This window comes from Actinomadura parmotrematis, assembly GCF_019458805.1.
Lineage (GTDB): Bacteria > Actinomycetota > Actinomycetes > Streptosporangiales > Streptosporangiaceae > Spirillospora > Spirillospora parmotrematis.
This window is the reverse complement of sequence record NZ_JAIBOA010000003.1, coordinates 65,782-86,279: the sequence shown is the minus strand read 5'-3', so window position 1 is coordinate 86,279 and position 20,498 is coordinate 65,782. Positions and strand designations below refer to the sequence as shown.

General features: G+C 76.1%; 23 protein-coding genes and 1 tRNA gene. 12 read left to right on the top strand and 12 right to left on the bottom strand.

Going from position 1 to position 20,498, the window contains the following annotated elements; genetic code table 11:
- Positions 1–4: 4 nt before the first annotated feature.
- Complete coding sequence (locus K1Y72_RS05430) at positions 5–760, bottom strand: FHA domain-containing protein (RefSeq protein ID WP_220163814.1); 756 nt, start codon at positions 758–760, stop codon at positions 5–7.
- A gap of 128 nt (positions 761–888) precedes the next feature.
- On the opposite strand from K1Y72_RS05430, the gene K1Y72_RS05425 reads away from it, so the two are divergent.
- Positions 889–971: transfer RNA gene (locus K1Y72_RS05425), tRNA-Leu, on the top strand.
- Between the two features lie 88 nt (positions 972–1,059).
- On the opposite strand, the gene K1Y72_RS05420 is transcribed toward K1Y72_RS05425, so the two are convergent.
- From K1Y72_RS05420 to K1Y72_RS05405, 4 genes are all read right to left on the bottom strand, one after another.
- The gene (locus tag K1Y72_RS05420) at positions 1,060–1,500 is read right to left on the bottom strand and encodes a carboxymuconolactone decarboxylase family protein (RefSeq protein WP_220163813.1); all 441 of its coding nucleotides are present in this window, start codon (positions 1,498–1,500) and stop codon (positions 1,060–1,062) included.
- Positions 1,501–1,576: 76 nt separating this feature from the next.
- Positions 1,577–2,056 (bottom strand): RrF2 family transcriptional regulator, encoded by a 480-nt coding sequence (locus K1Y72_RS05415; protein ID WP_258571986.1) that lies wholly within the window; start codon positions 2,054–2,056, stop codon positions 1,577–1,579.
- A 56-nt stretch (positions 2,057–2,112) separates the two neighbouring features.
- On the bottom strand, positions 2,113–3,555 hold the full coding sequence (locus K1Y72_RS05410; protein WP_220163811.1) for a DHA2 family efflux MFS transporter permease subunit: 1,443 nt from the start codon (positions 3,553–3,555) through the stop codon (positions 2,113–2,115).
- Complete coding sequence (locus K1Y72_RS05405; protein ID WP_220163809.1) at positions 3,552–4,130, bottom strand: NADPH-dependent FMN reductase; 579 nt, start codon at positions 4,128–4,130, stop codon at positions 3,552–3,554. The genes K1Y72_RS05410 and K1Y72_RS05405 overlap by 4 nt, the downstream gene beginning before the upstream one ends.
- Before the next feature lie 244 nt (positions 4,131–4,374).
- Here K1Y72_RS05405 and K1Y72_RS05400 point away from each other — a divergent pair, with 244 nt between their 5' ends.
- Entirely contained in the window at positions 4,375–4,872 is a 498-nt protein-coding gene (locus K1Y72_RS05400) for a GNAT family N-acetyltransferase (protein ID WP_220163806.1), read from the top strand.
- 88 nt (positions 4,873–4,960) lie between these two features.
- Positions 4,961–5,827, top strand: coding sequence for a hypothetical protein (locus K1Y72_RS05395; protein WP_220163805.1), 867 nt, complete (start codon positions 4,961–4,963; stop codon positions 5,825–5,827).
- On the opposite strand, the gene K1Y72_RS05390 is transcribed toward K1Y72_RS05395, so the two are convergent.
- Positions 5,772–6,506 (bottom strand): MerR family transcriptional regulator, encoded by a 735-nt coding sequence (locus K1Y72_RS05390; RefSeq protein WP_220163802.1) that lies wholly within the window; start codon positions 6,504–6,506, stop codon positions 5,772–5,774. The genes K1Y72_RS05395 and K1Y72_RS05390 overlap by 56 nt on opposite strands.
- A 91-nt stretch (positions 6,507–6,597) precedes the next feature.
- On the opposite strand from K1Y72_RS05390, the gene K1Y72_RS05385 reads away from it, so the two are divergent.
- The 3 genes from K1Y72_RS05385 to K1Y72_RS05375 all read left to right on the top strand — a co-directional run bounded on the left by K1Y72_RS05385 (position 6,598) and on the right by K1Y72_RS05375 (position 8,760).
- A complete protein-coding gene (locus tag K1Y72_RS05385; RefSeq protein ID WP_220163800.1) occupies positions 6,598–7,929 on the top strand; it encodes a cytochrome P450 in 1,332 nt (443 codons plus the stop codon).
- A 140-nt stretch (positions 7,930–8,069) separates the two neighbouring features.
- Positions 8,070–8,234 carry a hypothetical protein gene (locus K1Y72_RS05380; protein ID WP_220163798.1) on the top strand — a complete coding sequence of 55 codons (165 nt, stop codon included), beginning with the start codon at positions 8,070–8,072 and terminating at the stop codon, positions 8,232–8,234.
- 28 nt (positions 8,235–8,262) lie between these two features.
- On the top strand, positions 8,263–8,760 hold the full coding sequence (locus K1Y72_RS05375) for a DinB family protein (protein WP_220163796.1): 498 nt from the start codon (positions 8,263–8,265) through the stop codon (positions 8,758–8,760).
- On the opposite strand, the gene K1Y72_RS05370 is transcribed toward K1Y72_RS05375, so the two are convergent.
- Positions 8,761–9,690, bottom strand: coding sequence for an NADP-dependent oxidoreductase (locus tag K1Y72_RS05370; protein WP_220163794.1), 930 nt, complete (start codon positions 9,688–9,690; stop codon positions 8,761–8,763).
- A gap of 129 nt (positions 9,691–9,819) precedes the next feature.
- On the opposite strand from K1Y72_RS05370, the gene K1Y72_RS05365 reads away from it, so the two are divergent.
- Positions 9,820–10,821 carry a GlxA family transcriptional regulator gene (locus tag K1Y72_RS05365; RefSeq protein ID WP_258571985.1) on the top strand — a complete coding sequence of 334 codons (1,002 nt, stop codon included), beginning with the start codon at positions 9,820–9,822 and terminating at the stop codon, positions 10,819–10,821.
- A gap of 108 nt (positions 10,822–10,929) precedes the next feature.
- Here K1Y72_RS05365 and K1Y72_RS05360 read toward each other — a convergent pair whose 3' ends face one another.
- Together K1Y72_RS05360 and K1Y72_RS05355 are read right to left on the bottom strand one after the other, a co-directional pair.
- Positions 10,930–11,352 carry an STAS domain-containing protein gene (locus K1Y72_RS05360; protein WP_220163790.1) on the bottom strand — a complete coding sequence of 141 codons (423 nt, stop codon included), beginning with the start codon at positions 11,350–11,352 and terminating at the stop codon, positions 10,930–10,932.
- Positions 11,353–11,445: 93 nt separating this feature from the next.
- Positions 11,446–11,877 (bottom strand): hypothetical protein, encoded by a 432-nt coding sequence (locus K1Y72_RS05355; RefSeq protein WP_220163787.1) that lies wholly within the window; start codon positions 11,875–11,877, stop codon positions 11,446–11,448.
- A 366-nt stretch (positions 11,878–12,243) separates the two neighbouring features.
- Here K1Y72_RS05355 and K1Y72_RS05350 point away from each other — a divergent pair, with 366 nt between their 5' ends.
- Positions 12,244–12,855, top strand: a complete 612-nt coding sequence (locus K1Y72_RS05350; RefSeq protein WP_220163785.1) for a TenA family protein — start codon at positions 12,244–12,246, stop codon at positions 12,853–12,855.
- A 1,161-nt stretch (positions 12,856–14,016) separates the two neighbouring features.
- The gene (locus K1Y72_RS05345) at positions 14,017–14,625 is read left to right on the top strand and encodes a GNAT family N-acetyltransferase (RefSeq protein WP_220163783.1); all 609 of its coding nucleotides are present in this window, start codon (positions 14,017–14,019) and stop codon (positions 14,623–14,625) included.
- Between the two features lie 404 nt (positions 14,626–15,029).
- On the opposite strand, the gene K1Y72_RS05340 is transcribed toward K1Y72_RS05345, so the two are convergent.
- Positions 15,030–16,106 (bottom strand): oxidoreductase, encoded by a 1,077-nt coding sequence (locus K1Y72_RS05340; RefSeq protein ID WP_220163781.1) that lies wholly within the window; start codon positions 16,104–16,106, stop codon positions 15,030–15,032.
- An 86-nt stretch (positions 16,107–16,192) separates the two neighbouring features.
- Between K1Y72_RS05340 and K1Y72_RS05335 the strand changes: the two genes are divergently transcribed.
- From K1Y72_RS05335 to K1Y72_RS05325, 3 genes are all read left to right on the top strand, one after another.
- Positions 16,193–16,609 carry a MarR family winged helix-turn-helix transcriptional regulator gene (locus tag K1Y72_RS05335; RefSeq protein ID WP_220163779.1) on the top strand — a complete coding sequence of 139 codons (417 nt, stop codon included), beginning with the start codon at positions 16,193–16,195 and terminating at the stop codon, positions 16,607–16,609.
- A gap of 120 nt (positions 16,610–16,729) precedes the next feature.
- Entirely contained in the window at positions 16,730–17,149 is a 420-nt protein-coding gene (locus K1Y72_RS05330; protein WP_220163778.1) for a hypothetical protein, read from the top strand.
- Between the two features lie 134 nt (positions 17,150–17,283).
- Positions 17,284–17,493, top strand: a complete 210-nt coding sequence (locus tag K1Y72_RS05325) for a hypothetical protein (RefSeq protein ID WP_258572023.1) — start codon at positions 17,284–17,286, stop codon at positions 17,491–17,493.
- Between the two features lie 7 nt (positions 17,494–17,500).
- Here K1Y72_RS05325 and K1Y72_RS05320 read toward each other — a convergent pair whose 3' ends face one another.
- Both K1Y72_RS05320 and K1Y72_RS05315 read right to left on the bottom strand, forming a co-directional pair.
- Positions 17,501–18,058 (bottom strand): GPP34 family phosphoprotein, encoded by a 558-nt coding sequence (locus K1Y72_RS05320; RefSeq protein ID WP_220163776.1) that lies wholly within the window; start codon positions 18,056–18,058, stop codon positions 17,501–17,503.
- A 130-nt stretch (positions 18,059–18,188) separates the two neighbouring features.
- Positions 18,189–20,498: a heavy metal translocating P-type ATPase gene (locus K1Y72_RS05315; RefSeq protein ID WP_220163775.1), complete on the bottom strand. Its 2,310-nt coding sequence runs from the start codon at positions 20,496–20,498 to the stop codon at positions 18,189–18,191.

Sequence of the window (20,498 nt, the reverse complement as noted above, 5' to 3'; positions counted from 1 at the left end):
GGGGCTACTCCCTATCGCGGCGGAAGACCAGGGTTGTCCGGCCCATCGTGACGCGGGAACCGTCGACGAGCGTCACCCGCCGGATCGGCTGTCCGTTCACGAAGGAGCCGTTGGTCGACCCTAGATCCACAAGAACGATTTCGGGACCTTCTACGCGTATCTCGGCATGGTGCCGTGACACGCCCGGATCGACAAGCCGGAGATCGCAGTCGGTGCCGCGGCCGAGCAGCGTCACCGGCGTGGTGATGTCGTAGGTGCGCTGGGTGGCGTCGGCGCCCTCGACGGCGGTGGTGACCAGCAGCCGCGGATGGCCGCCGAAGGCGCCGCCCCGGCCGCCCTGCGGCACGTCGCTCACCGGCCGGCGGATCTCGCCGCCCTCCACGGTGGAGCCGCGGATCACCCCGGACCTGATGCGGAACATGCCCGTGGCGAGGTCGCCGGCGTTCTCGAACCGCACCCGGACGGGGCCGACGAAGGAGTACCCCTGCTCCTTCGCGTACTCGCGGGCCAGGTTCGCCAGCTCCTGGCTCAGGCTGTCGGCGTACACCTGCAGCCGCTGCCCGTCGGTCTGCGAGATCTCGACGACGAAGTCGTTCGGCACCAGCGTGCGGCCCGGCGCCACGATGGCGGCCCGGTCGTCCATCTCGCGCTGCACAGCACTGGCCACCTCGACCGGCTGGAGCTCGGACTTGAAGGCCCGGGCGAAGGCCCCTTCGACCATGCCCTCGAGCCTTCGCTCGAAGCGCTGAATGACGCCCACGGGCACCTCCCTTCCCCAGTGATAGACGATCGTATCGGTGCGATGGTTCGCTCGAAGTATCTGGATACCTAACCACCCGCGCGACCGTGCTAATCTCTTCCCTGCACCCGGAAACGGGGGCACCACCCGGGCGGGTGGCGGAACGGCAGACGCGCACGGTTCAGGTCCGTGTGTCCGAAAGGACGTGAGGGTTCAAATCCCTCCTCGCCCACTCCAGAGTAGCGACGCGAGCCGCCTTCTCACAGTGACGAAACGAGCCCCTGCGCGGTAGCGCCGGGGCTCTTTCCGTTCCGCGGGCGTCAGCGGGAGCCGGCGGGGGTGCGCTGGGTGACGCTGATGCGGTTCCAGGCGTTGATGGCGGCGATGGCGGCGATCAGCGCGGCGAGCTCGGCCTCGCCGTAGTGGTCGGCGGCGGCGTCCCACACCTCGTCGGGGACGCCGCCGGGGTCGTCGGCGATGCGGGTGGCGGCCTCGGCGAGCGCCAGGGCGGCGCGCTCCTCGTCGGTGTAGTACGGCGCCTCGCGCCAGGCCGCGACCGACCAGAGGCGCTCGTCGGTCTCGCCGGCCTCCTTGGCGGCGCGGGCGTGCATGTCGACGCAGAAGCCGCAGCCGTTGATCTGGCTGACGCGGAGCCGGACCAGCTCCAGGGTCGCGTCCGGGACGGGGCTCGCGGCGAGGTACTTCTCGACGGCGAGCAGGCCCTTGTAGGCGTCGGCGGCGTGGGTGGGGAAGCTGGTCATGCGTGCCTGCACGGCGGTGCCTTTCCGGTCGTTCTGGAGTTCGGACGTCCAGAATCGGGTCGTGGGGAGGGCCCCGTCAGGCCCGCGCGTTGGCGAAGCCGTTCCGGGTGCTCTCGGGGGTCTCGGGGAAGCTCCGCTCGACCGCCGCCCTGATGTCGGCGAGCGTGCGGGACGCCAGGTGGCGGCGCCAGGCGAGCTCGGCCTGCCGCATCTCGCGGGAGATGAAGCAGGTCGCGCGGTAGTCGACGTCGTCGCGGCCGCCGGGGCCCTTGCCGGCGAGCTGCTCGCAGCGGAAGGCGTCCTCGCCGCCCTCGATGGCGGCGACGATGTCCATCAGGGTGATCCGCCCGGGCTCGCGGGCCAGCCGGAAGCCGCCGCGCGGACCCGAGGCGGAGGTGAGGACGCCCGCCCGCGCGAGCGCCTGGAGCTGCTTGTTCAGGTAGGCGGCGGGCAGGTCGTAGAAGGCCGCGAGCCGGCCCGCCGTCACCGCCTCGCCGGGCGGCGCCCAGGAGAGGTTGAGGCAGGTGTGCAGCGCCCATTCCACGCCCTCGCTCATCCGCATATCCTGGACATTACACGTCCAGGATATGCGGCGCAACGGCGGGGCGCCGCTCACGTGCGGCGGGGCAGCAGCAGGGCGGGGACGAGGGCGAGCGCCATCAGCACGAGCGCCAGGACGTAGGAGTGCCGGAACGCGGCCGCGAGGTCCGGCGCGATCGCGTCCCGCGCCCCGGGCGGCAGCCGGTGCAGGCCCTGGAGGCCGCCCGCGACGGGCAGCAGCGCCGTCAGCACGACCGAGGCGACCGCCGTCCCCACCGCGTTCATCGTGGTGTTGAGGAGGTTGACGGCGGTGCTCGCGGCCGCCGCCTGCTCGCGGGGGACGGCGCGCGCGGCGGCCGTCATGGCGGGCATCATCGTCGCGCCGCCGCCCGCGCCCATCAGCAGCATCGCGGCCCACAGCCCCCAGTAGGAGGCGTCCGCGGTGAGCTGCACGGTGAACAGCGCGTACCCGGCGAGGGCGGTCGCGACGGCGGCCGGGACGAGGCGGCCGGGCGGCACCTTGTCGGCGACGCGGCCCGCGACCTGCATCGCCGTCCCCGACGCGAGCGCCGCCGGGATGCCGACGAGGCCCGCCACGGTGGCGCTCTCGCCCCGCACGAGCTGCAGGTAGAGCGGCGCGAACAGCATCGTGCCGAAGTAGCCCGCCGAGAACAGGGCGAGGGTGGCCGCCGCCGCCGCGAACCCGCGCTCGCGGAACAGCCGGACGTCGATCAGCGGGTGCGGGACGCGGCGCACCGCGAACGCCGCGACCAGCACGGCGCCGGCGAGCAGCGGGACGAGGGCGCCGGGCGCGGTGAAGCCGCCGCGCTCGCCGCCCGTCGTCACGCCGTAGACGAGCAGGACGAGGCCGGGCGGCAGCAGGAGCAGGCCGCCCCGGTCGAGGGGGCGCCGCTCGGCGGGGCCGTCGGCGGGCAGGATCCGGCCGCCGATCAGCAGGACAGCGAGGCCGATCGGCAGGTTGATCAGGAACAGCGCCCGCCACGAGACGGCGTCGAGCAGCCGGCCGCCGAGCGCCGGGCCGGCGAGCGGCCCGACGAGGATGGCGAGGCCGAGCGTGCCCATGAGGCGGCCGAGCCGGTCCGGGCCCGCCGCGCGCACCAGGATCGTCATGCCGGTCGGCATGACGAGGCCGCCGCCGAGGCCCTGCACGGCCCGGAAGAGGACCAGCGACGGGACGTCCCAGGCCAGCCCGGCGAGCACCGAGCCGGCGGTGAACAGCGCGATCGCGGCGAGGTAGAGGCGCTTGGCGCCGAACCGGCCGGCCGCCCAGGCGCTCGCCGGGACGACGGCGGCGAGCGCCAGCGTGTACCCGGTGACCGTCCAGCCGATCGCGGTGAGGGAGGTGTCGAACTCGCGGGACAGGCCGTTCAGCGCGACGTTCACCACGGTCATGTCGAGCGACACCATGATCGACCCGAGGACCAGGACCAGCGCGACGGTCGTGTCCTTCGGGAGCGCCCGGCCGGCGGGCGCGGTCGCCGTCACCACCGTCATGCCCCGTACGGCCGGGCGAGGCGGGCGGCGCGCAGGGCGGTCCCCCACCAGGCGAGCTGGTCGAGCACGGCCTTGGCGGCGGCGTCGCGGCCCGCGTCCTGCTCGGCCCACTCCCACGGGTCGTGCAGGCTGACGGTGTCGCGGACGGTCGTCGCGTGCAGCTCGGCGAACACCGCCCGCAGGTGCTCGACCGCGCGCAGGCCGCCCGACATCCCGCCGTAGGAGACGAACCCGACGGGCTTGGCCTGCCACTGCGTGAAGTGGGAGTCGATGAGGTTCTTCAGCGCCCCGGGGTAGCTGTGGTTGTACTCGGGGGTGATGACGGCGAAGGCGTCGGCCTCCCCCAGCGCGGCGGTGGCGTCGCGGACGGCGTCCTCGTGCGCGGGCGCGGTCGGCGCGCCCAGGGAATGGGGGAGGACGGTGTCGGCGACGTCGACCACGCGGACGTCCATGTCGGCGCGGGTCCGGGCCTGGGCGACGAACCAGTCGGCGACCGTGGGCCCGAACCGGCCCGCGCGGGCGCTGCCGACGATGACGGCGAGCTTCAGCGGGCCGTCCGTACGTGCTTCCTGCATGGGGTTCCCCTCCTCGCGGCGCCGCGTTGGTGCGGCACCAAGAACGCTAGGAAGGGCGCAAGGCCCGCCGGATCCGTCACGTGACCGGTCGGCGAACCGCGATGACCACCCGGTCGCCACTCGTTGACGTGCGGCGTGTTGCCTTCCTGGAACGTTCCAGGAAGGCAACACGCCGCACGTCGACGTCGGGTGGGCGGGTGGTCATGGGCGGTGGGCCGGGACGGGCGGTGGTTAGGGTCCGGGCATGACGCTTGTGCTTGTTCCGGTGGCCGTTCCCGTGGTGGAGGCGCTCGCCGCCGGGGACTTGGAGGCCGCCCGGACGCTGTCGGGGCTTCCGCTGACGGACTACTTCGTCACCGGCGAGGCGCGCGCCCTCTGGGAGCGGCGGCTCGTCCAGATCGCCGCGGACCCCGGCACGCTGGACTGGATCGCCCGCCCGGCCGTCGTGGACGGCGCGGTCGTCGGGCACGCCGGGTTCCACCTGCCGCCCGACGGCGACGGGCGGGTGTCGATCTCCTACGCGGTCGACCCGGCGCACCGGCGGCGCGGCCACGCCCGCGCGATGCTCGCGGCCCTGCTGGAGCGGGCCCGGACGGAGCCGGCGGTGCGGATCGTGCGCGCCGAGATCTCCCCCGGCAACGCCGCGTCCCTCGCCACCATCGCCGGCGCCGGCTTCGTGCGGGTCGGCGAGCAGTGGGACGAGGAGGACGGCCTGGAGATCCTGTTCGAGACCGCCGCCTGACGCGGATCCCATCGCGACCGGAACGAGACGGGGCCGCGACCCGTCGCACCGATGCTGGAGATCTCGGTGGCGGGGGTGGGAGGTGGTCGTGCGCGTCCGGCGCCTCGTCGTGTGCGGCCTGCTGCTCCTGGTGCTCGGTGCGGCGGTGTCCTGCGGGGCGGCGCCGCGGGAGCGGCCGGGGTCCGGCGCCCGCGTGGAGATCGCGGTGCTGGCCGGCGGCGGCGCCCGCGTCGACCTCTACGCCGCCGGGCGGCTGAGGTCGGACGCCGAGGTGCGGGAGCTGGCGGGCCGGATCGCCCGGGAGACCTTCCCCGGCGCGGCGCGGATCGGCCTGCGCACCGGCGACGGCCGCGGCCTGCCGTACGGGCGGGCCGAGGTGGCGCGCGCCTACCGTCCCGGCGCGGCGGTGGCGCTGCGGATCGACACCGGTCCCGCCTGGCGGCGCCTCGCCGCGCTCGGCTTCGGCGAGGCGGTGGTGCGGCTGGGGCTGCCCTCGGTGCCGGCGTCCGTCCGGACGTCGCCGGGCGCGCGGCCGGCCGGCGCGCGGGCGTGGCGGGTGCGCGCGGGCGCGCCGCCGCCCGTCCTGGACGTCGAGCTGAGGCCGGAGCCGGCGCGCTGGTTCGGGGTGATGGCGCTGCCGGTGCTCGGCGCGGCGGGGGCGGCGGTCGCGTTCCTGGCGCGGCGGCGGGCGGTCGCCGTCCCGGCGGCGCTCGCCGCGGTCGGCGCCGCCGTCGCCGCCGTGCCGCTCGCGGCGGGCGGGCAGGGCGACAACCTCGGCGTCGCGGGAATGCTCGGCGGCCGCGCGCTGGACGTCGCCGCCGTCCTGCCGCTCTCCGCACTGGCCTTCGCGCTGCCCGCCGGGACGCTGCTGGCGGTGATGGCGGTCTGGCGGCCGGCGGTCAGCGCAGGTGGGGCGGGACGCGTCCGGCGTTCTCCATCAGGGCCTGGTGGGTGACCGAGTCCAGGGCGAGCCGCAGCGTGCCGAGGACGACGTCGTAGAGCAGCGGGCGCAGGTGCTCGGTGGTGGCGATGAGGGCGGGCCAGCCCTGCGCGGGCATCCCGGACGCCAGGAACGGCTCCCACACCTGCTCGCGGTAGACGCCGACGAGGTTCGCGGCGATGGCCTCGTTGTGCCGGGCGATCTCGGTGAGCGGGGCCAGCGCCCCGGCGAGGTCCAGGCCCTCGGCGGCGAGCCGCTCCAGGGTGGCGAGCAGGCGGGGGCTGCGGACGAGGACGTCGCCGCCGTCCGCGCGCCGCACGAGGCCGGCGGCGGCGAGGCCGTCGATCAGCGCGGGCCCGCCGCGGAGCCGGGCGGCGAGCTCGTCCGCGCCGAGGACGAGCGGTTCCTCGACGGTGAACGGCTCCAGCAGCGTCGTCGCGGCGCGGCGGACGGTGCCGCCGGGCTCGCCGCCGGCGTCCTGGAGGATGCGGCGGATGAGGTCGAGCCGGAAGCCGTCGGCCTTGAGCTGCTTGATCCGCAGGACGCGGGCGATGTGCCCGGTGCCGTACACCCCGGACCGGCCGCGCCGCTCCGGCGGCGGCAGCAGGCCGAGCGACTGCCACTCGCGCAGGTTGCGGACGGACATGCCGGTCCGCTGGGCGAGCTGCTCGACGGTCAGCTCCTCGTCGTCCATCGCCCCAAACTACCGTCCCGGACTGCGGCCTCCTCTGTTACGGAAATTTCTGTTACGTTCCTTTCCGGAACGTTGCCGCGAGGAGGTCGCCATGCGCCTGCTGAGCCGTCCGGAGATCCGGGTGGGCGTGCCCGTCACCCGGACCGACAAGATGCGGACCATCATGGTCAGCGCCACCGAGATGGCCGTGGTCAACGGCCGCGCGGCGGCCGCGGCCCGGCGCCGCCGGCGGTCGGGCGCGCTGCCGCGCGGGATCGCCGAGACCGCCTACGACCCGCTCGATCCGGCCGTGATCGCCGACCCGTACCCGGCGTACCGGCGGCTCCTCGCCGACGGCCCGGTCGCCTACAACCGGCGCCGCGACCTGTACGTGATCAGCCACCACGAAGCGGTGCGCGAGGCCGCCCGCGCCGACGCCGCCCTGTCGTCGGCGCAGGGCATCACCCGGTTCCGGGTCGCGCTGCCCATGATGATCACCATGGACCGGCCCGACCACACCCGGCTCCGCCGCACCGCGCTGCCCGCCTTCACCCGCCCCGCGCTGCAGGGCTGGAACCCGACGATGGAGCGGCTCTCCGCCGAGCTCGTCGGCGGCCTGCGCGGCGCGCCCGGCGCGGACGCGGTGGCGCGGCTGGCGGTGCCGATGCCGGTGCGGATGATCGCGCACATCCTCGGCGTCCCGGCCGAGCACCAGGCGATGTTCCGGACCTGGTCGGACGCCATCGTCGAGGGGTTCGAGCTGGAGTTCGGGCCGCGGCTGCCGGTCCAGTTCACCCGCACCACCCGGTCGCTGCTGAAGCTGAGCGGCTACCTGGACCGGCAGATCCGGTCCGGCGCGCTGACCCGCGGCGACGGGATCCTCGGCCGCATCCTCGCCGCGCCCGGCGAGGACCGGCTGAGCGGCGAGGACCTGTTCTGGTTCACCACGCTGCTGCTCGTCGCGGGCAACGAGACGACGACGAACCTGCTGTCCACGATGCTGCTCACGCTGGCGCGGCACCCCGAGCAGTACGCGCTGCTGCGGCGGCGGCCCGAGCTCGTCCCCGCCGCGATCGAGGAGCAGCTCCGCTACAGCTCCCCCATCCAGGGCTTCTACCGGACCGCCGTCCAGGACCACACCGTCGGGGACGCCACGATCCCGGCCGGGTCGCGGGTGCTGCTGCTGTTCGCCGCCGCCAACCGCGACCCGCGGCGGTTCGACGCGCCCGACGCCTTCGACGTCGAGCGCGACGCCTCGGGGCACGTGGCGTTCGGCTCGGGCATCCACCTCTGCCTCGGCGCGCACCTCGCGCGCGCCGAGGGGCAGGCGGTGCTGCGGGAGCTGGTCGCGGGCACCGAGCGCATCGAGGTCACGGGGGCGCCGGTCTGGAACACCAACAGCGCGCTGCGGGGGCTCGCGCGGCTGCCCGTCGCGCTGCGCTGAACCGGGCGGGGCGCCGGCCGGGGAGGGCCGCGCGAGGAAGGCCCGCATGGGGAATACTTCGCACGGTTTGCCGGTTCCCCGGCGGGGCATCCCTTGCCCACCCCGGTGCCCACCCCGGTCGTCCCCGAAAGGAGCGGACCATGCTGGAACTCGCCGTCACCTTCATGGTCGTCACCGCCGGTGCGCTCGCCGGCCTCGTCATCGTGCTCGTGCAGCAGAACCGCGCGCTGCGCGCCGAGGCCGCCGCGCCGCCGCGGGCGCGGGACCTGCTGGCGTTCTGGCGGCGCCAGGAGCCGAGCACCTGACCGGACCCGGCCACGGCAGGATGGGGCCATGATCCGCACCGAACCCCCGCTCGCCGCCGGCGAGCGGACCATGCTCCTCGCCTTCCTCCGCTACCAGCGCGAGACCCTGCTGCTGAAGTGCGACGGCCTCGGCCCCGAGCAGCTCCGGGAGCGGGCGGTCCCGCCCTCGGAGATGTCGCTGCTCGGCCTCGTCCGGCACCTGGCCCGGGTGGAGCAGATGTGGCTGCGCGCCGTCATGGGCGACGCCCCCGGCACCGTCCCCTACTGGGAGACGGTGAACGGCGAGCCCGGCGAGTGGGACGTCGACGGCGCCGACCCCGCCGAGGCCCTCGCCCTGCTGAAGGACGAGTGGGCGGCGACCGACCGGGCCGTCCTGGAGGCGCCCTCCCTGGACGCCACCGGCGAGCGGCGCGGCGAGGTGTTCACGCTGCGCTGGGTCCTCTGCCACCTCATCGAGGAGTACGCCCGCCACAACGGCCACGCCGACCTGCTGCGCGAGCGGATCGACGGCGCCACCGGCGAGTGATCAGGGGACCGTCAGGACGACCTTGCCGACGGTGCGGCCCGACTCGACCAGCCGGTGCGCCGCCGCGGCCTCCGCCAGCGGCAGCTCGGCGGCGATCTCCACGTGCAGCCGGCCGGCGGCGGCGAGGTCGCCGAGCTCGCGCAGCGCGGCCCGGTCCGGCTGGACGATCATGAAGTCGGCGCGCTTGCCCTGCGCGCGGGCGACCGGCGCCAGCGCGGCCTCGGCGGGCGAGGCGAGCGCGACGAGGCGGCCGCCGGGGCGCAGCGTGCGGAGCGAGCGCGGCCCGTACTCGCCGCCGACCGCGTCCAGCACGACGTCCATGTCGCGGGCGGGCCCGGCGAAGTCGGCGGCCGTGTGGTCGATCACCTCGGCGGCGCCGAGGCCGCGCACGAAGGCGTGCTTGGCGGCGCGCGCGGTGCCCGTCACGTGCGCGCCGCGCAGCGCGGCGATCTGCACGGCGAGATGGCCGACGCCGCCCGCCGCCGCGTGCACGAGGACCCGCTGCCCCGCCCGCACGTCCGCGGTGTCCACGAGGGCCTGCCAGGCGGTGAGCCCCGCGACCGGCAGCGCCGCGGCCTGCACGTGCGTCAGCGCGGTCGGCTTGCGCGCCAGGTCCCGCGCGGGCGCGACCAGGTACTCGGCGTAGGCGCCGGCCGGCGCGGGCAGGCGCGGCATGCCGAACACCTCGTCGCCCGGGTCGAACAGCGTCACCCCCGGGCCGACCTCCTCGACGACGCCCGACACGTCCCAGCCGAGCCGGACCGGCTCCCCGAGCAGGCCGCCCGTCGCGCGGTGCCAGAGGTCGGTCGGGTTGACGGCCGCCGCCCGCACCCGGACGAGGACCTCCGCCGGGCCCGGCACCGGCCGCTCCACCTCGACGATTTCGAGGACCTCGGGTCCGCCGAACCCGTCCTGACCGACAGCGCGCATGGCCGCGCCCCTTTCCGGCTCGCGGGACGTTCCGGTGGAACGTTCCCGGGGATGTGCACGCGTCCAGCCTGGCCGGGGGCGGCGGGAGCGGCGAGTGGCCGGACGGCCATCATGTGCAAGAATCCGGCCATGCATGATCAGGCCGCGCCGGCTCGGGCCGCGCACCGCGTCGTGGTCCTCGCCCTCGACGGCGTCTACCCGTTCGAGCTGAGCATCCCGGTCCGCATCTTCGGCACCGCCGCCGGCGCGGACGACCGCCCCCTGTACGAGGTCGTGACCTGCGGGCTCGCCGCCGGGCCGGTGCGGACGTCCGCCGACTTCACCGTCACCGTCGAGCACGGCGCCGAGGCGGTCGCGACCGCCGACACCCTCGTCCTGCCGCCGTTCGGATGCGGCTACGACAGCCCGCGCGAGTGGCTGCCCGCGCCGCTCGCGGCGGCGCTCGCCACGCTGCGGCCCGGCGCCCGCATCGTGTCGATCTGCACGGCGTCCTACGCGCTCGCCGCCGCCGGGCTGCTGGACGGGCGGCGCGCCACCACGCACTGGAACGAGGCGGCCTACTTCCAGGCGACGTTCCCGCGCGTGCGGGTGGACGCCGACGTGCTGTTCGTCGAAGACGGCGACGTGCTGACGGCGGCGGGCGTCGCGTCCGGCGTCGACCTCTGCATGCACCTGGTGCGGCGCGACCACGGCGGCGAGGTCGCCAACCGGGTGGCGCGGCGCTGCGTGGTGGCGCCGTGGCGGGACGGCGGCCAGGCCCAGTTCATCGAGCGGCCGGTGCCGGCGGAGGCGGGATCGGCGACGGGCGCCACGCGGGACTGGGCGCTCGGGCGGCTCGACCGGCCGCTGTCGCTCGCCGACCTCGCGGCGCACGCGCGGATGAGCGTGCGGACGTTCTCGCGGCGGTTCCGGCAGGAGGTCGGGATGACGCCGGGGCAGTGGCTGGCCCGGCAGCGGGTCGAGCACGCGCGCCGGCTGCTGGAGTCCACCGACCTGCCCGTCGACGTCGTCGCCGAGCGCGCGGGGTTCGGGACGGCGGCGTCGATGCGCCAGCACGTGGTGGCGGCGCTCGGCGTGCCGCCGTCGGCCTACCGGCACACCTTCCGCGGCGGGGCGGCGGCCCTGCCGTAGCCGGGCCGGACCCTGGCCGCGCCGATCGGGACCGGCCGCCGGCATCGCCCGCACGGAGGCGATGGGGAGGCGGCGCGGCGCCCGCCGGTCAGGCGTCGCCGGCCTTCGTCAGGCGTCCTCGGGGATGCTCGGGCCGGTCCGCTCCCACTCCGGCCCTCTGATCTTGATGGTGTGCTCGGGCAGCGAGTCGCGCAGGCTGAACACCTTGTCCAGCCCCATCCAGCCGATCCGCTCGCGGATCGGCTCGGGCACGTGGAGCAGGATGAGCTGGCCCTGCAGGGCCTTCAACCGCTTCCACGCCCTGATCAGCACGTTCACTCCGGTGGAGTCGCAGAACTCCAGACCGGCCGCGTCGACCGCGACGTGCCGCCGCCCGCCGGGCAGCTCGGGCACGTCGAGCACCGCCTCCAGGCGCGGCGCGGTGGACAGGTCGAGGTCGCCGGTCACCGTCACGATCACCCACCGCCCGTCGACCCGCTGGCGCAGGCCCATGGCGTCGGCGGGCGGCGTGTCGTCCAGCAATGTGATCACCCCCAGTCGGCCTTGCTGGCTGTGCTGGGTGCTCTACCCGCGTTCGCCCGCTCTATAGCGATCGCCGGGGGATCCGCGGGCCCGCCGCGGGCGTCAGCTCTTCGGCGTCGCGGTGATGTACTGGACGCAGGCGAGGGTCGCGAGCTTCAGCTTGTTCTGGTCGACGTTCGGGGGCGTGGTCTGACCGGCTTTGATGTCGACGCCGTGCTGGTGCATGCACGCGATGAACCGGGTGATCGCGGTCGGGGTGGGGCTCGGGACGCCCGCGCCGCCGCCGGTGCCGCCGCCGCCCGCGCCGCCGCCGGTGCCGCCGCCCGCGCCGTTGCTCGTGCCGGGCGCGGGCGCGCCGGGGGCGGGGGACGCGCCGGTCGGCCCGCCGGCACCGGCCGGGGCCGAGGCGTCGCCCGAGGGCGCGGACACGGACGGCGAGGCGCTCGCCGCGCCGTCCTTCTTGTCGCCGCCGCCGCACGCGGCGAGGGCCAGGGCAGGAACGAGCGCCAGGACGGCGAGGCGGGTCGGCTTCATCGGGAGATCCTTTCGGGGTGGCGCCGCCACCGTAGAGGCTGACCGCCGCGCCGCGCCAGAGGGCCTGTGGCGAACTCCGGCCTGCGGGATGTGGCGCCGGGGCCGTGCGCCGGATCCCGCCCGTGTGCTAGCCGGGCGGGAACAACCCGCGGCGCCCGCCGGTTACACCTGTCAGCCGATGCGATGGTGCCCCCGGGCTTCACCCATCGCCTTCACGGAATACCGTCCGGCTGGAGCCGTGTCGTGCCTTTCGCCGAGAGGCGGCCCCGCATCGGTCGTGACCCTGGGCCCCGCTCCGCTTTCGCGGACGGGGCCCAGGTCTTTCCTGGCCTCCCGGAGCCGCCGGCCGGCTGGAACACTGGGCCCATGAGTCTCGCGGCGCACCTGGAGGAACTCGGCGAACCGCTGGTCGCCGAGCAGCTCGCCCACCCGACGGTGGCGGGCATCGCCCGCGGCGACCTGGACGAGGCGGTGTTCCGCTCCTGGCTGGAGCAGGACCACCTGTTCCTGCTCGACTACGTGCGCGTCTTCTCCCGCCTCGCCTGGCAGGCCCCCACCGCTCACCTGGGCGACCTCGTGGACCTGGCGCACTCGACGTTCCACGTGGAACTCGACCTGCACCGGACGCTGTCGGCGGAGTTCGGCGCCGACCTGAACGGCGCCCGCAAGGGCCCGGCGTGCGCCGCCTACACCGCGTTCCTGCTCGACGCCGCCGCCGACTACGGCACCGGACTGGCCGCGCTGTACCCGTGCATGTGGGGCTACTCCCGCCTCGGCGCGCGCCTGGCCGAGGACCCGCCCGCCGAACCCCGCTACCGCCGCTGGGTGGACACCTACGCCGACCCCGGCTTCGCCGCCCTGGCCCGCCGCATCGGCGAAATGATCGACGAAGCGGCCCCACCGCGCCCCGCCGCCGAAGACGCCTTCCTGCTCGGCATGCGCCACGAACTCACCTTCTGGACCGTCCCCCTCCCCTGACCCCCCACCCCACAAGCCCCACTCACCTCGCACCCCCACCTACCTCACACCCCACGCGTCCCACACACCCCCACGCCCCCGCGCCTTCTACACACCCTGCCTGCCTCGCACACCCCGCGCGCCCCGCCTGTCTCACACCTCGCCCACCCCGTCTGCCTTTCACGCCCCGCACACGCCGTGTGCCTCACATGCCCCGCGCACCCCGCGTGCCCCGCGTGCCCCGTGCACCCCGCGCACTCCGCGTGCCCTGCTCGCTCTGCGCACCCTGCGTGCCCCGTGCACCCCGTGCACTCCGCGTGCCCCGCGCGCCCCGCGCACCCCGCCCGCCCTTCGTGCCCCGCGTGCCCCCCGCGCCCCCCGCGCCCCGCGTGCCCCGCGTGCCCCGCGCGCCCCGCATGCCCCGCGCACTCCGCATGCCCTGCTCGCCCTGCGCACTCCGCATGCCCCGCGCACTCCGCGTGCCCTGCTCGCCCTGCGCACTCCGCATGCCCCGCGCACTCCGCGTGCCCTGCTCGCCCTGCTCGCCCCGCGCACCCCGCGTGCCCTGCTCGCCCCGCGCACCCCGCGTGCCCCGCGCACTCCGCGTGCCTCGCATGCCCCGCACTCTCCGCGTGCCCTGCTCGCCCCACGCACCCCGCGTGCCCTGCATGCCCTGCGCACCTCGCGCACCCCGCCCGCCCTGCGTGCCCCGCACCTCACACGACTCATGCCACCCCGCTCCACACAACCTGCACCCTCTGCTCCACGCGCCCCGCACGCCTACACACGTTCACGCCCGTACGCCCGTACGCCCGTACGCCCGTACGCCCCGAGCCGACCAGATTGCCGACGTTCCAAAGCGCTGACGGACAGACCGTGCATGAACGAACTGAATGCCCCGCCGCCCGTGACCGCCCGGTCATCCAAAGTTGAGATGCGGCGTGTTGCGCACTTCGAAGATCGAAAGTGCGCAACACGCCGCATCTCAACGAGCGGCGACCGGGCGGTCATCGCTGGCGGAGTGCGGGACGGGCGCGGACGGAGCGCGGGCGGGAAGGGGGGTGCGGCTGTTCTGTTCGGGGAGACGGGGGACGAACAGTGGGGGAGTTTTTGGTGGTTTTGTGACTTGAGGGGGCGGGCGGGGGTGGAGTTGGCTGCCTGACCAGGGGGCATTCTTCCGGTATGGGCGCCAAGAGCGGCACGTTGTACATCCGGCTCGGGCTGGGCGAGGAGGCTCGCGAGGCGGCGGGCGAGCTGTACTGGGAGGGATTCTCACGGAAGCTCGCACCGGTTGTTGGAGGCGGGGAGCCTGCGCGGTTGCTCGGGGCTTCGCTGGTGCCGGAGCGGGTTCTCGGTGCGTGGGACGGTGACCGGCTGGTCGGGATCGCGGCGTTGCGGGACGCGGACGGGTCCGCGTCGGTGCTGGACGGGGCGTTGCTGCGCCGGGCGTTCGGGCCGCTGCGTGGTACTTGGCGCAGCCTGCTCGCCCGGTTTCTCGATTCGGCGGCGCCGGGTGACGGGGAGCTGCTGCTGGAGATCCTCGCGGTGTCGCCGGCGGCGCGCGGGCTGGGCGTCGGCACGGCGCTGCTGGGCGCGACCGCCGGGGAGGCGCGCCGGCGCGGGCTGCGCCGGGTCCGGCTGGAGGTCATCGACACCAACCCGCGCGCCAAAGCCCTCTACGAGCGCTTCGGCTTCCGCGTCGAGCGGACCGTCCGCACCCCCTACCTGAGCAGGCTCCTCGGCTTCGCGGCAGTGGACTCGATGGTCTACGACCTCCCGCCGGGAGAGTGAAGGCGCGCCCGTCAGGGTGTGGGGGTGAAGGTGCCTTCGGTAGGGGTGGGGTTAAGGCGCGCCCGGCAGGACGTGCAGGGTGAGGGCGCTCCCATCACGGCGCGCGGGGTGAGGGCGCGCCCGGCAGGGTGTGCAGGGTGAAGGTGCGCCCGGCAGGGTGTGCACGGTGAAGGCGTTCCGGTCACGGTGTGCGGGTGAGGGCGCACCCGGCACGGCGCGGGGTGAAGACGCTCGCGTCAGGACGTGCAAGGTGAGGGCGCGCCCGGCGCGGTGTGCGGGTGAGGGCGCGCCCGGCGCGGTGTGCGGGTGAGGGCGCGCCCGGCGCGGTGTGCGGGTGAGGGCGCGCCCGGCGCGGTGTGCGGGTGAGGGCGCGCCCGGTGCGGCGTGGGGGTTAGGCGCGGGCGTTAGGGGGTGTGGGCCGGGGTGGGGAGGGGCGGGTAGTCGGTGTAGCCCTCGTGGCCGCCTCCGTAGATGAGGGTGGGGCGGAGGGGGTTGAGGGGGGCTCCGGCGGCGAAGCGGGCGGGCAGGTCGGGGTTGGCGATGAACAGGCGGCCGAAGGAGAAGACGTCGGCGAGACCGGCCTGGACGGCGCGCTCGGCCGCCTCGCGGGTGGTCGGCTCGGGGCCGTCGAGGTTGCCGATGAGGGTGCCCGACCAGCGGGGCCGCAGGTCGGCGAGGGCGCAGTAGGCGCCGCGCTCGACGATGTGCAGGTAGGCGAGCCCGAGCGGGTCGAGGTCGGCGAGCAGCGCCCGGTAGACGGTCCGGGGGTCGGCCTCGTCGATCGCGTGGTCGGTGCTGCCGGGCGAGATGCGCAGCGCCGTCCGCTCCGGGCCGACGGCGGCGGCGACGGCGCGCACGACCTCGCGCGCGAAGAGGGTGGGCTCGGCGTAGCGGTCGGTGCGCCGGTTGGTGTTGGTGCCGAGGAACTGCTGGATGAGGTAGCCGTTGGCGCCGTGCACCTCGACGCCGTCGAAGCCGGCGCCGACGGCGGCGCGGGCGGCCGCGGCGAACGCTCCGACGAGCTCCTCGACCTCGGCGGTCTCCAGGGCGCGCGGCGTGACGTGGTCGCGCCGCCCGGCGGCGGTGTGGAGGTACTCGCCCTCGATGCGGACGGCCGAGGGCGCGACCGGCGCCGCGCCGTCCAGGACGAGCGGGTGGCTCATCCGGCCGACGTGCCAGAGCTGCGCGAAGATCCGGCCGCCGGCCGCGTGCACCGCGCCGGTGACGGCGCGCCAGCCCGCCGCCTGCTCGGCGGTGACGAGGCCGGGGACGCCCGGTTCCCCCTTGCCGAGCCGGTGCGGCCAGATCCCCTCGGTGACGATCAGCCCGGCGGAGGCGCGCTGCGCGTAGTAGTCGCGGGCGGCCGGGTGCGGGACGCCGGTGGCGTCGTCGGCGCGGCCGCGCGTGACCGGGGCCATCGCGACGCGGTTGGGCAGGCGCAGGTGCGGGCCGGTGTAGGGGTCGAGCAGCGAGACGGTCATGGCGCGTCCTTTCTTTGCATGTACATACATAGATTGCACGAGCGAGTATCCTGATGTCAACAGGACGAGGGAGGGGACTTTCGGTGATGGACGCCGCCGGCGCGCCCGGCTGGGACCAGGTGGTCACGCTGCACGGCCGCGTCGAGCACGCGCTCGCCCGGGCGCTCCAGGAGCACCACCGGCTCGGGCTGTCGGACTTCCGCGCCCTCTGCGCCCTGGAGGCCGCCGACGAGGGCGAGCTGCGCATGCAGGAGCTCGCCGACGCGATCGGCCTGAACCAGAGCTCGGTCACCCGCCTCGTCGCCCGCCTGGAGTCGGCCGGCCTCACCCGCCGCGCGCACTGCCCGAAGGACCGGCGCGGCGTCTACACCGTGATCACCGACACCGGCCGCCTGGTGCGGGCCGAGGCCGGGCCCACCTACGACGGCGCGCTGCACGCCGCGCTCGACGACGCCGCCGCCGACACGGCCGTCGCCCCGCTCGTCGCCGCCCTGCGCCCCTGACGCGCCGACCCCGCACCGCCCCTGAACTGGGACGGGAAGGTCTTTGATTACTTTAAGTCATGTTCCGTGCGCGTAGCGTGAAGTAAGGTCGGTGGGGTGCGGACGAGCCGGTACCGACGCGTGCCGACCGGTCGGCCGGCCGGCGGGCCAGGGCCGGTCCTGCTCGCCGCGCTGCTGCTCCTCGCCGGGGTGATCGCCGGTCTCGCGGCGCCCCCGCCGGACGGGGCGGGCCCGGTCCCGGACGCCGTCGCGGGCGAGCGGGCGCCGGAGCGGTCCGGCGAGCGGGCGGGCGGCGCGCCGGAGCGCGAGCAGCCGGCGGCGGGGTCCGCCGACATCGCCGGGGCGGCGCGCACGCCGGTCCGGCGCGCCGTGGTGCGGCCCGTCCTGCCGCGCGGCCTGCTCGACGAGGACGCGGCGGCCCGCCGCCTCGCCCTGGACTTCGCCGCCCACCCCGCCCGCGCGGCCGGCCCGCAGGCCGGTCCGGCCGGGCGGGCGTCCGGTGCGCGGCTGCTCGTCGTGCTCGGCGTCTCGCGGACGTAGGCCGCTCCGCGGGGCGGCCCCTTCCGGTGGGGCCGGGGCGGGGCCGCGCGTTCTCCGGCCCGTCCGGCCTGCCCGGAATCCGCCCCTTTCGCGATCCGTCCGTTCGTGATCGAGAAGCGGAGCGACCCGTGAAGATGAAGGACGTCCAGATCGTCGACGAGCTCTGGCGGTTCCACTGCCTCGGCTGCCTGCACCGGTGGGAGCGCCCGTTCCGGGCGCGGCACGGCGGGGCCGGGCAGGTGGCCTGGGAGCGCGGCGGCCAGGCGAGCATGCCGCCGTGGATCGACCCGTCCTGCCCCGGCTGCCGGGGCACCCGGGTGAAGGTGCTGCCGGCGGGCGGCTGACGGCCGGTCAGCCGCCGGGCGCGGCCGCGACGGCGACGGCCTCGGCCGCCCACGCGTAGGGGCCGTCGCCGTCGCCGTCCGGCTCGACGAGCCCGGCGGCCGCGGCGACGGCGAGCAGCGCCGCCGTGCGGTCGTCGGGACGGCCGCCGCGCGCCGCGGCGAGCCGGGCGGCGACCTCGCGGCGCGGGCGCGGGTTCAGCTCGGGGTGCCCGGACGAGGCGAGCACGCCGTCCACCCAGTGCTCCTCGGCCGCGACCATGCCGCCCTCGACGAGGGTCTCGGCGAGGCGGCCGCGCAGCGCGCCGTCGCCGAGCTCGGCGGCCCAGCGGGCCGCGTCGCGCTCCGGGGCGGCGGCGACGCGGGCGAGCGCCGCGTCCAGCTCGGCGTCGCCGGTCGGGTCGCCGGCCGCGACGGCGACGCGGCCCGCGACGATCTTCACGCGGCCGGCCAGCGCCAGCTCGGCCAGCAGCGCGGCGCCGAGGGCGGGGCCGAGCGGTCCCCCGCCCGGCGGCCGGCCGCCGCTCGCGTGCAGGGCGAGCAGCAGCACCTCGTCGGCGATCCTCATCCGGCCTCCCTGGTTCCGGGGAGTGAGACGGCGCACAGCGGTACGGAAGTTCCCCTACCAAAGGTAAAAAACGCCCGGAGCCGGTCCCGCGGCGGGGTCCGGATCCGGGCGCCGGGGTCCGGCGGGGCGATCAGCGGGCGGTGACCTGGGGGCGCGGGCCGGCGGTCCGTTCGGCGGCGGGCGCCGCGCCGTCCGGGAGCGGCGCGAACCGCCGCAGCCGCAGGCTGTTGCTCACCACGAACACCGACGAGAACGCCATCGCCGCCCCCGCGATCATCGGGTTGAGCAGGCCCGCCGCGGCGAGCGGCAGCGCCGCCACGTTGTAGGCGAAGGCCCAGAACAGGTTGCCCTTGATGGTGCGGAGCGTGCGCCGCGACAGCCGGATCGCGTCGGCGGCGGCGCGCAGGTCGCCGCGGACCAGGGTGAGGTCGGACGCCTCGATCGCCACGTCGGCGCCGGTTCCCATGGCGAGGCCGAGGTCGGCCTGCGCGAGCGCGGCGGCGTCGTTGACGCCGTCGCCGACCATCGCGACGGTGCGGCCCTCGCCCTGGAGCCGCTTCACCACCGCGACCTTGTCCTGCGGCAGCACGTCGGCGATCACCTCGTCGATGCCGACGGCGGCGGCGACGGTGCGGGCGACGGCCGCCCCGTCGCCGGTGAGCAGCACCGGGCGGAGCCCGAGGGCGCGCAGCCGGGCGACGGCCTCGGCCGACGTCGGCTTGACCTGGTCGGCGACGGTGAGCACGGCGCGGGCGGCGCCGTCCCAGCCGGCGGCGACGGCGGTGACGCCGTGCCGCCGCGCGTCCTCGACGGCCCGCTCCAGCTCGGGCGGGAGCGGCAGCGACCGGTCGGCGAGCAGCCGCGGGCGGCCGACGACGACGGCGCGCCCCTCGACCGTCCCCGCCACGCCGAGCCCCGCGACGTTGGCGAAGCCGTCGACGGGCGGCAGGGCGCCGGCGCGCTCGGCGGCGCCGCGCGCGATCGCCCGCGCGATCGGGTGCTCGGAGGCGTGCTCCAGCGCCCCGGCGAGGCGGAGCGCCTCGTCCTCGCCGGTCCCGTCCGCGACGGTGACGGCGGCCAGCGCCATGCGGCCGGTGGTGACGGTGCCGGTCTTGTCGAGCACGACGGTGTCGACGGCGCGGGTGGACTCCAGCACCTCCGGCCCCTTGATCAGGATGCCGAGGCGGGCGCCGCGGCCGGTGCCGACCATGAGGGCGGTCGGCGTGGCGAGGCCGAGCGCGCAGGGGCAGGCGATGATGAGGACGGCGACGGCGGCGGTGAACGCCGCGGCCGGGCCCGCGCCGGTGCCGAGCCAGAACCCCAGGGTGGCGGCGGCGAGCGCGATCACGATCGGCACGAACACGCCCGAGACGCGGTCGGCGAGCCGCTGCACCCGCGCCTTGCCGGTCTGCGCCTCCTCGACCAGCCGCGCCATCCGCGCGAGCTGGGTGTCGGCGCCGACGCGCGTGGCCTCGACCAGCAGCCGCCCGCCCGCGTTCACGGTCGCGCCCGTGACGGCGTCGCCCGGCCCGACCTCGACGGGCACCGACTCGCCGGTGAGCAGCGAGGCGTCCACGGCGGACGAGCCCTCGCGCACCGTGCCGTCGGTGGCGATCCGCTCGCCGGGGCGGACCGCGAACACGTCGCCGGCCCGCAGGTCGGCGATCGGGACGCGCCGCTCGCGGCCGTCGCGGACGACCGCGACGTCCTTGGCGCCGAGTTCCAGCAGCGCGCGGAGCGCGGACCCGGCGCGGCGCTTGGCGCGGGCCTCGAAGTAGCGGCCGGCGAGGAGGAACGCGACGACGCCCGCGGCCGCCTCCAGGTAGAGGGCGCCGGACCCGTCGGTCCGGGAGATCGACAGCTCGAAGGGGTGCCGCATGCCGGGCTCGCCCGCGGTGCCGAAGAACAGCGCCCAGAGCGACCAGCCGAACGCGGCGAGGGTGCCGAGCGAGACGAGCGTGTCCATGGTCGCGGCGCCGTGCCGCAGGTTCGTCCAGGCGGCCTTGTGGAACGGCCATCCCGCGTAGACGACGACGGGCGCGGTCAGGGTCAGCGAGAGCCACTGCCAGTTGGTGAACTGCAGCGCCGGGACCATCGCCATGGCGATGACCGGGACGGCCAGCACGACGGCGGTGACGAGCCGCTGCCGGAGCGGCCGCAGCGCGTCGTCGGGCTCTCCGTCGCCGCCGTCGCCGCCGTCGCCGCCGGCGGGCGGGGCGGGCAGGTCGGCGGTGTAGCCCGCCTTCTCCACCGTCGCGACCAGGTCCTCCGGGGTGACCCCCGGGGGGTAGGCGACGGTGGCCTTCTCGGTCGCGTAGTTGACCGTGGCGGTGACGCCGTCCAGCTTGTTCAGGCGCTTCTCGACGCGGGCGGCGCACGAGGCGCACGTCATCCCGCCGATCGCCAGCTCGATCCGGGCGGCCGGGTCGCCGTCGCTCAT

What these genes read in the sequence shown, in the direction of transcription:
- K1Y72_RS05325 (WP_258572023.1), top strand. Translation starts at nt 17,284, where the DNA reads ATGAAGGACGTCCAGATCGTCGACGAGCTCTGGCGGTTCCACTGCCTC.
- K1Y72_RS05410 (WP_220163811.1), bottom strand. Translation starts at nt 3,555, where the DNA reads ATGACGGTGGTGACGGCGACCGCGCCCGCCGGCCGGGCGCTCCCGAAG.
- K1Y72_RS05400 (WP_220163806.1), top strand. Translation starts at nt 4,375, where the DNA reads ATGACGCTTGTGCTTGTTCCGGTGGCCGTTCCCGTGGTGGAGGCGCTC.
- K1Y72_RS05350 (WP_220163785.1), top strand. Translation starts at nt 12,244, where the DNA reads ATGAGTCTCGCGGCGCACCTGGAGGAACTCGGCGAACCGCTGGTCGCC.
- K1Y72_RS05405 (WP_220163809.1), bottom strand. Translation starts at nt 4,130, where the DNA reads ATGCAGGAAGCACGTACGGACGGCCCGCTGAAGCTCGCCGTCATCGTC.
- K1Y72_RS05345 (WP_220163783.1), top strand. Translation starts at nt 14,017, where the DNA reads ATGGGCGCCAAGAGCGGCACGTTGTACATCCGGCTCGGGCTGGGCGAG.
- K1Y72_RS05340 (WP_220163781.1), bottom strand. Translation starts at nt 16,106, where the DNA reads ATGACCGTCTCGCTGCTCGACCCCTACACCGGCCCGCACCTGCGCCTG.
- K1Y72_RS05335 (WP_220163779.1), top strand. Translation starts at nt 16,193, where the DNA reads ATGGACGCCGCCGGCGCGCCCGGCTGGGACCAGGTGGTCACGCTGCAC.
- K1Y72_RS05415 (WP_258571986.1), bottom strand. Translation starts at nt 2,056, where the DNA reads ATGAGCGAGGGCGTGGAATGGGCGCTGCACACCTGCCTCAACCTCTCC.
- K1Y72_RS05320 (WP_220163776.1), bottom strand. Translation starts at nt 18,058, where the DNA reads ATGAGGATCGCCGACGAGGTGCTGCTGCTCGCCCTGCACGCGAGCGGC.
- K1Y72_RS05380 (WP_220163798.1), top strand. Translation starts at nt 8,070, where the DNA reads ATGCTGGAACTCGCCGTCACCTTCATGGTCGTCACCGCCGGTGCGCTC.
- K1Y72_RS05365 (WP_258571985.1), top strand. Translation starts at nt 9,820, where the DNA reads ATGCATGATCAGGCCGCGCCGGCTCGGGCCGCGCACCGCGTCGTGGTC.
- K1Y72_RS05420 (WP_220163813.1), bottom strand. Translation starts at nt 1,500, where the DNA reads ATGACCAGCTTCCCCACCCACGCCGCCGACGCCTACAAGGGCCTGCTC.
- K1Y72_RS05315 (WP_220163775.1), bottom strand. Translation starts at nt 20,498, where the DNA reads ATGAGCGACGGCGACCCGGCCGCCCGGATCGAGCTGGCGATCGGCGGG.
- K1Y72_RS05375 (WP_220163796.1), top strand. Translation starts at nt 8,263, where the DNA reads ATGATCCGCACCGAACCCCCGCTCGCCGCCGGCGAGCGGACCATGCTC.
- K1Y72_RS05355 (WP_220163787.1), bottom strand. Translation starts at nt 11,877, where the DNA reads ATGAAGCCGACCCGCCTCGCCGTCCTGGCGCTCGTTCCTGCCCTGGCC.
- K1Y72_RS05390 (WP_220163802.1), bottom strand. Translation starts at nt 6,506, where the DNA reads ATGGACGACGAGGAGCTGACCGTCGAGCAGCTCGCCCAGCGGACCGGC.
- K1Y72_RS05385 (WP_220163800.1), top strand. Translation starts at nt 6,598, where the DNA reads ATGCGCCTGCTGAGCCGTCCGGAGATCCGGGTGGGCGTGCCCGTCACC.
- K1Y72_RS05370 (WP_220163794.1), bottom strand. Translation starts at nt 9,690, where the DNA reads ATGCGCGCTGTCGGTCAGGACGGGTTCGGCGGACCCGAGGTCCTCGAA.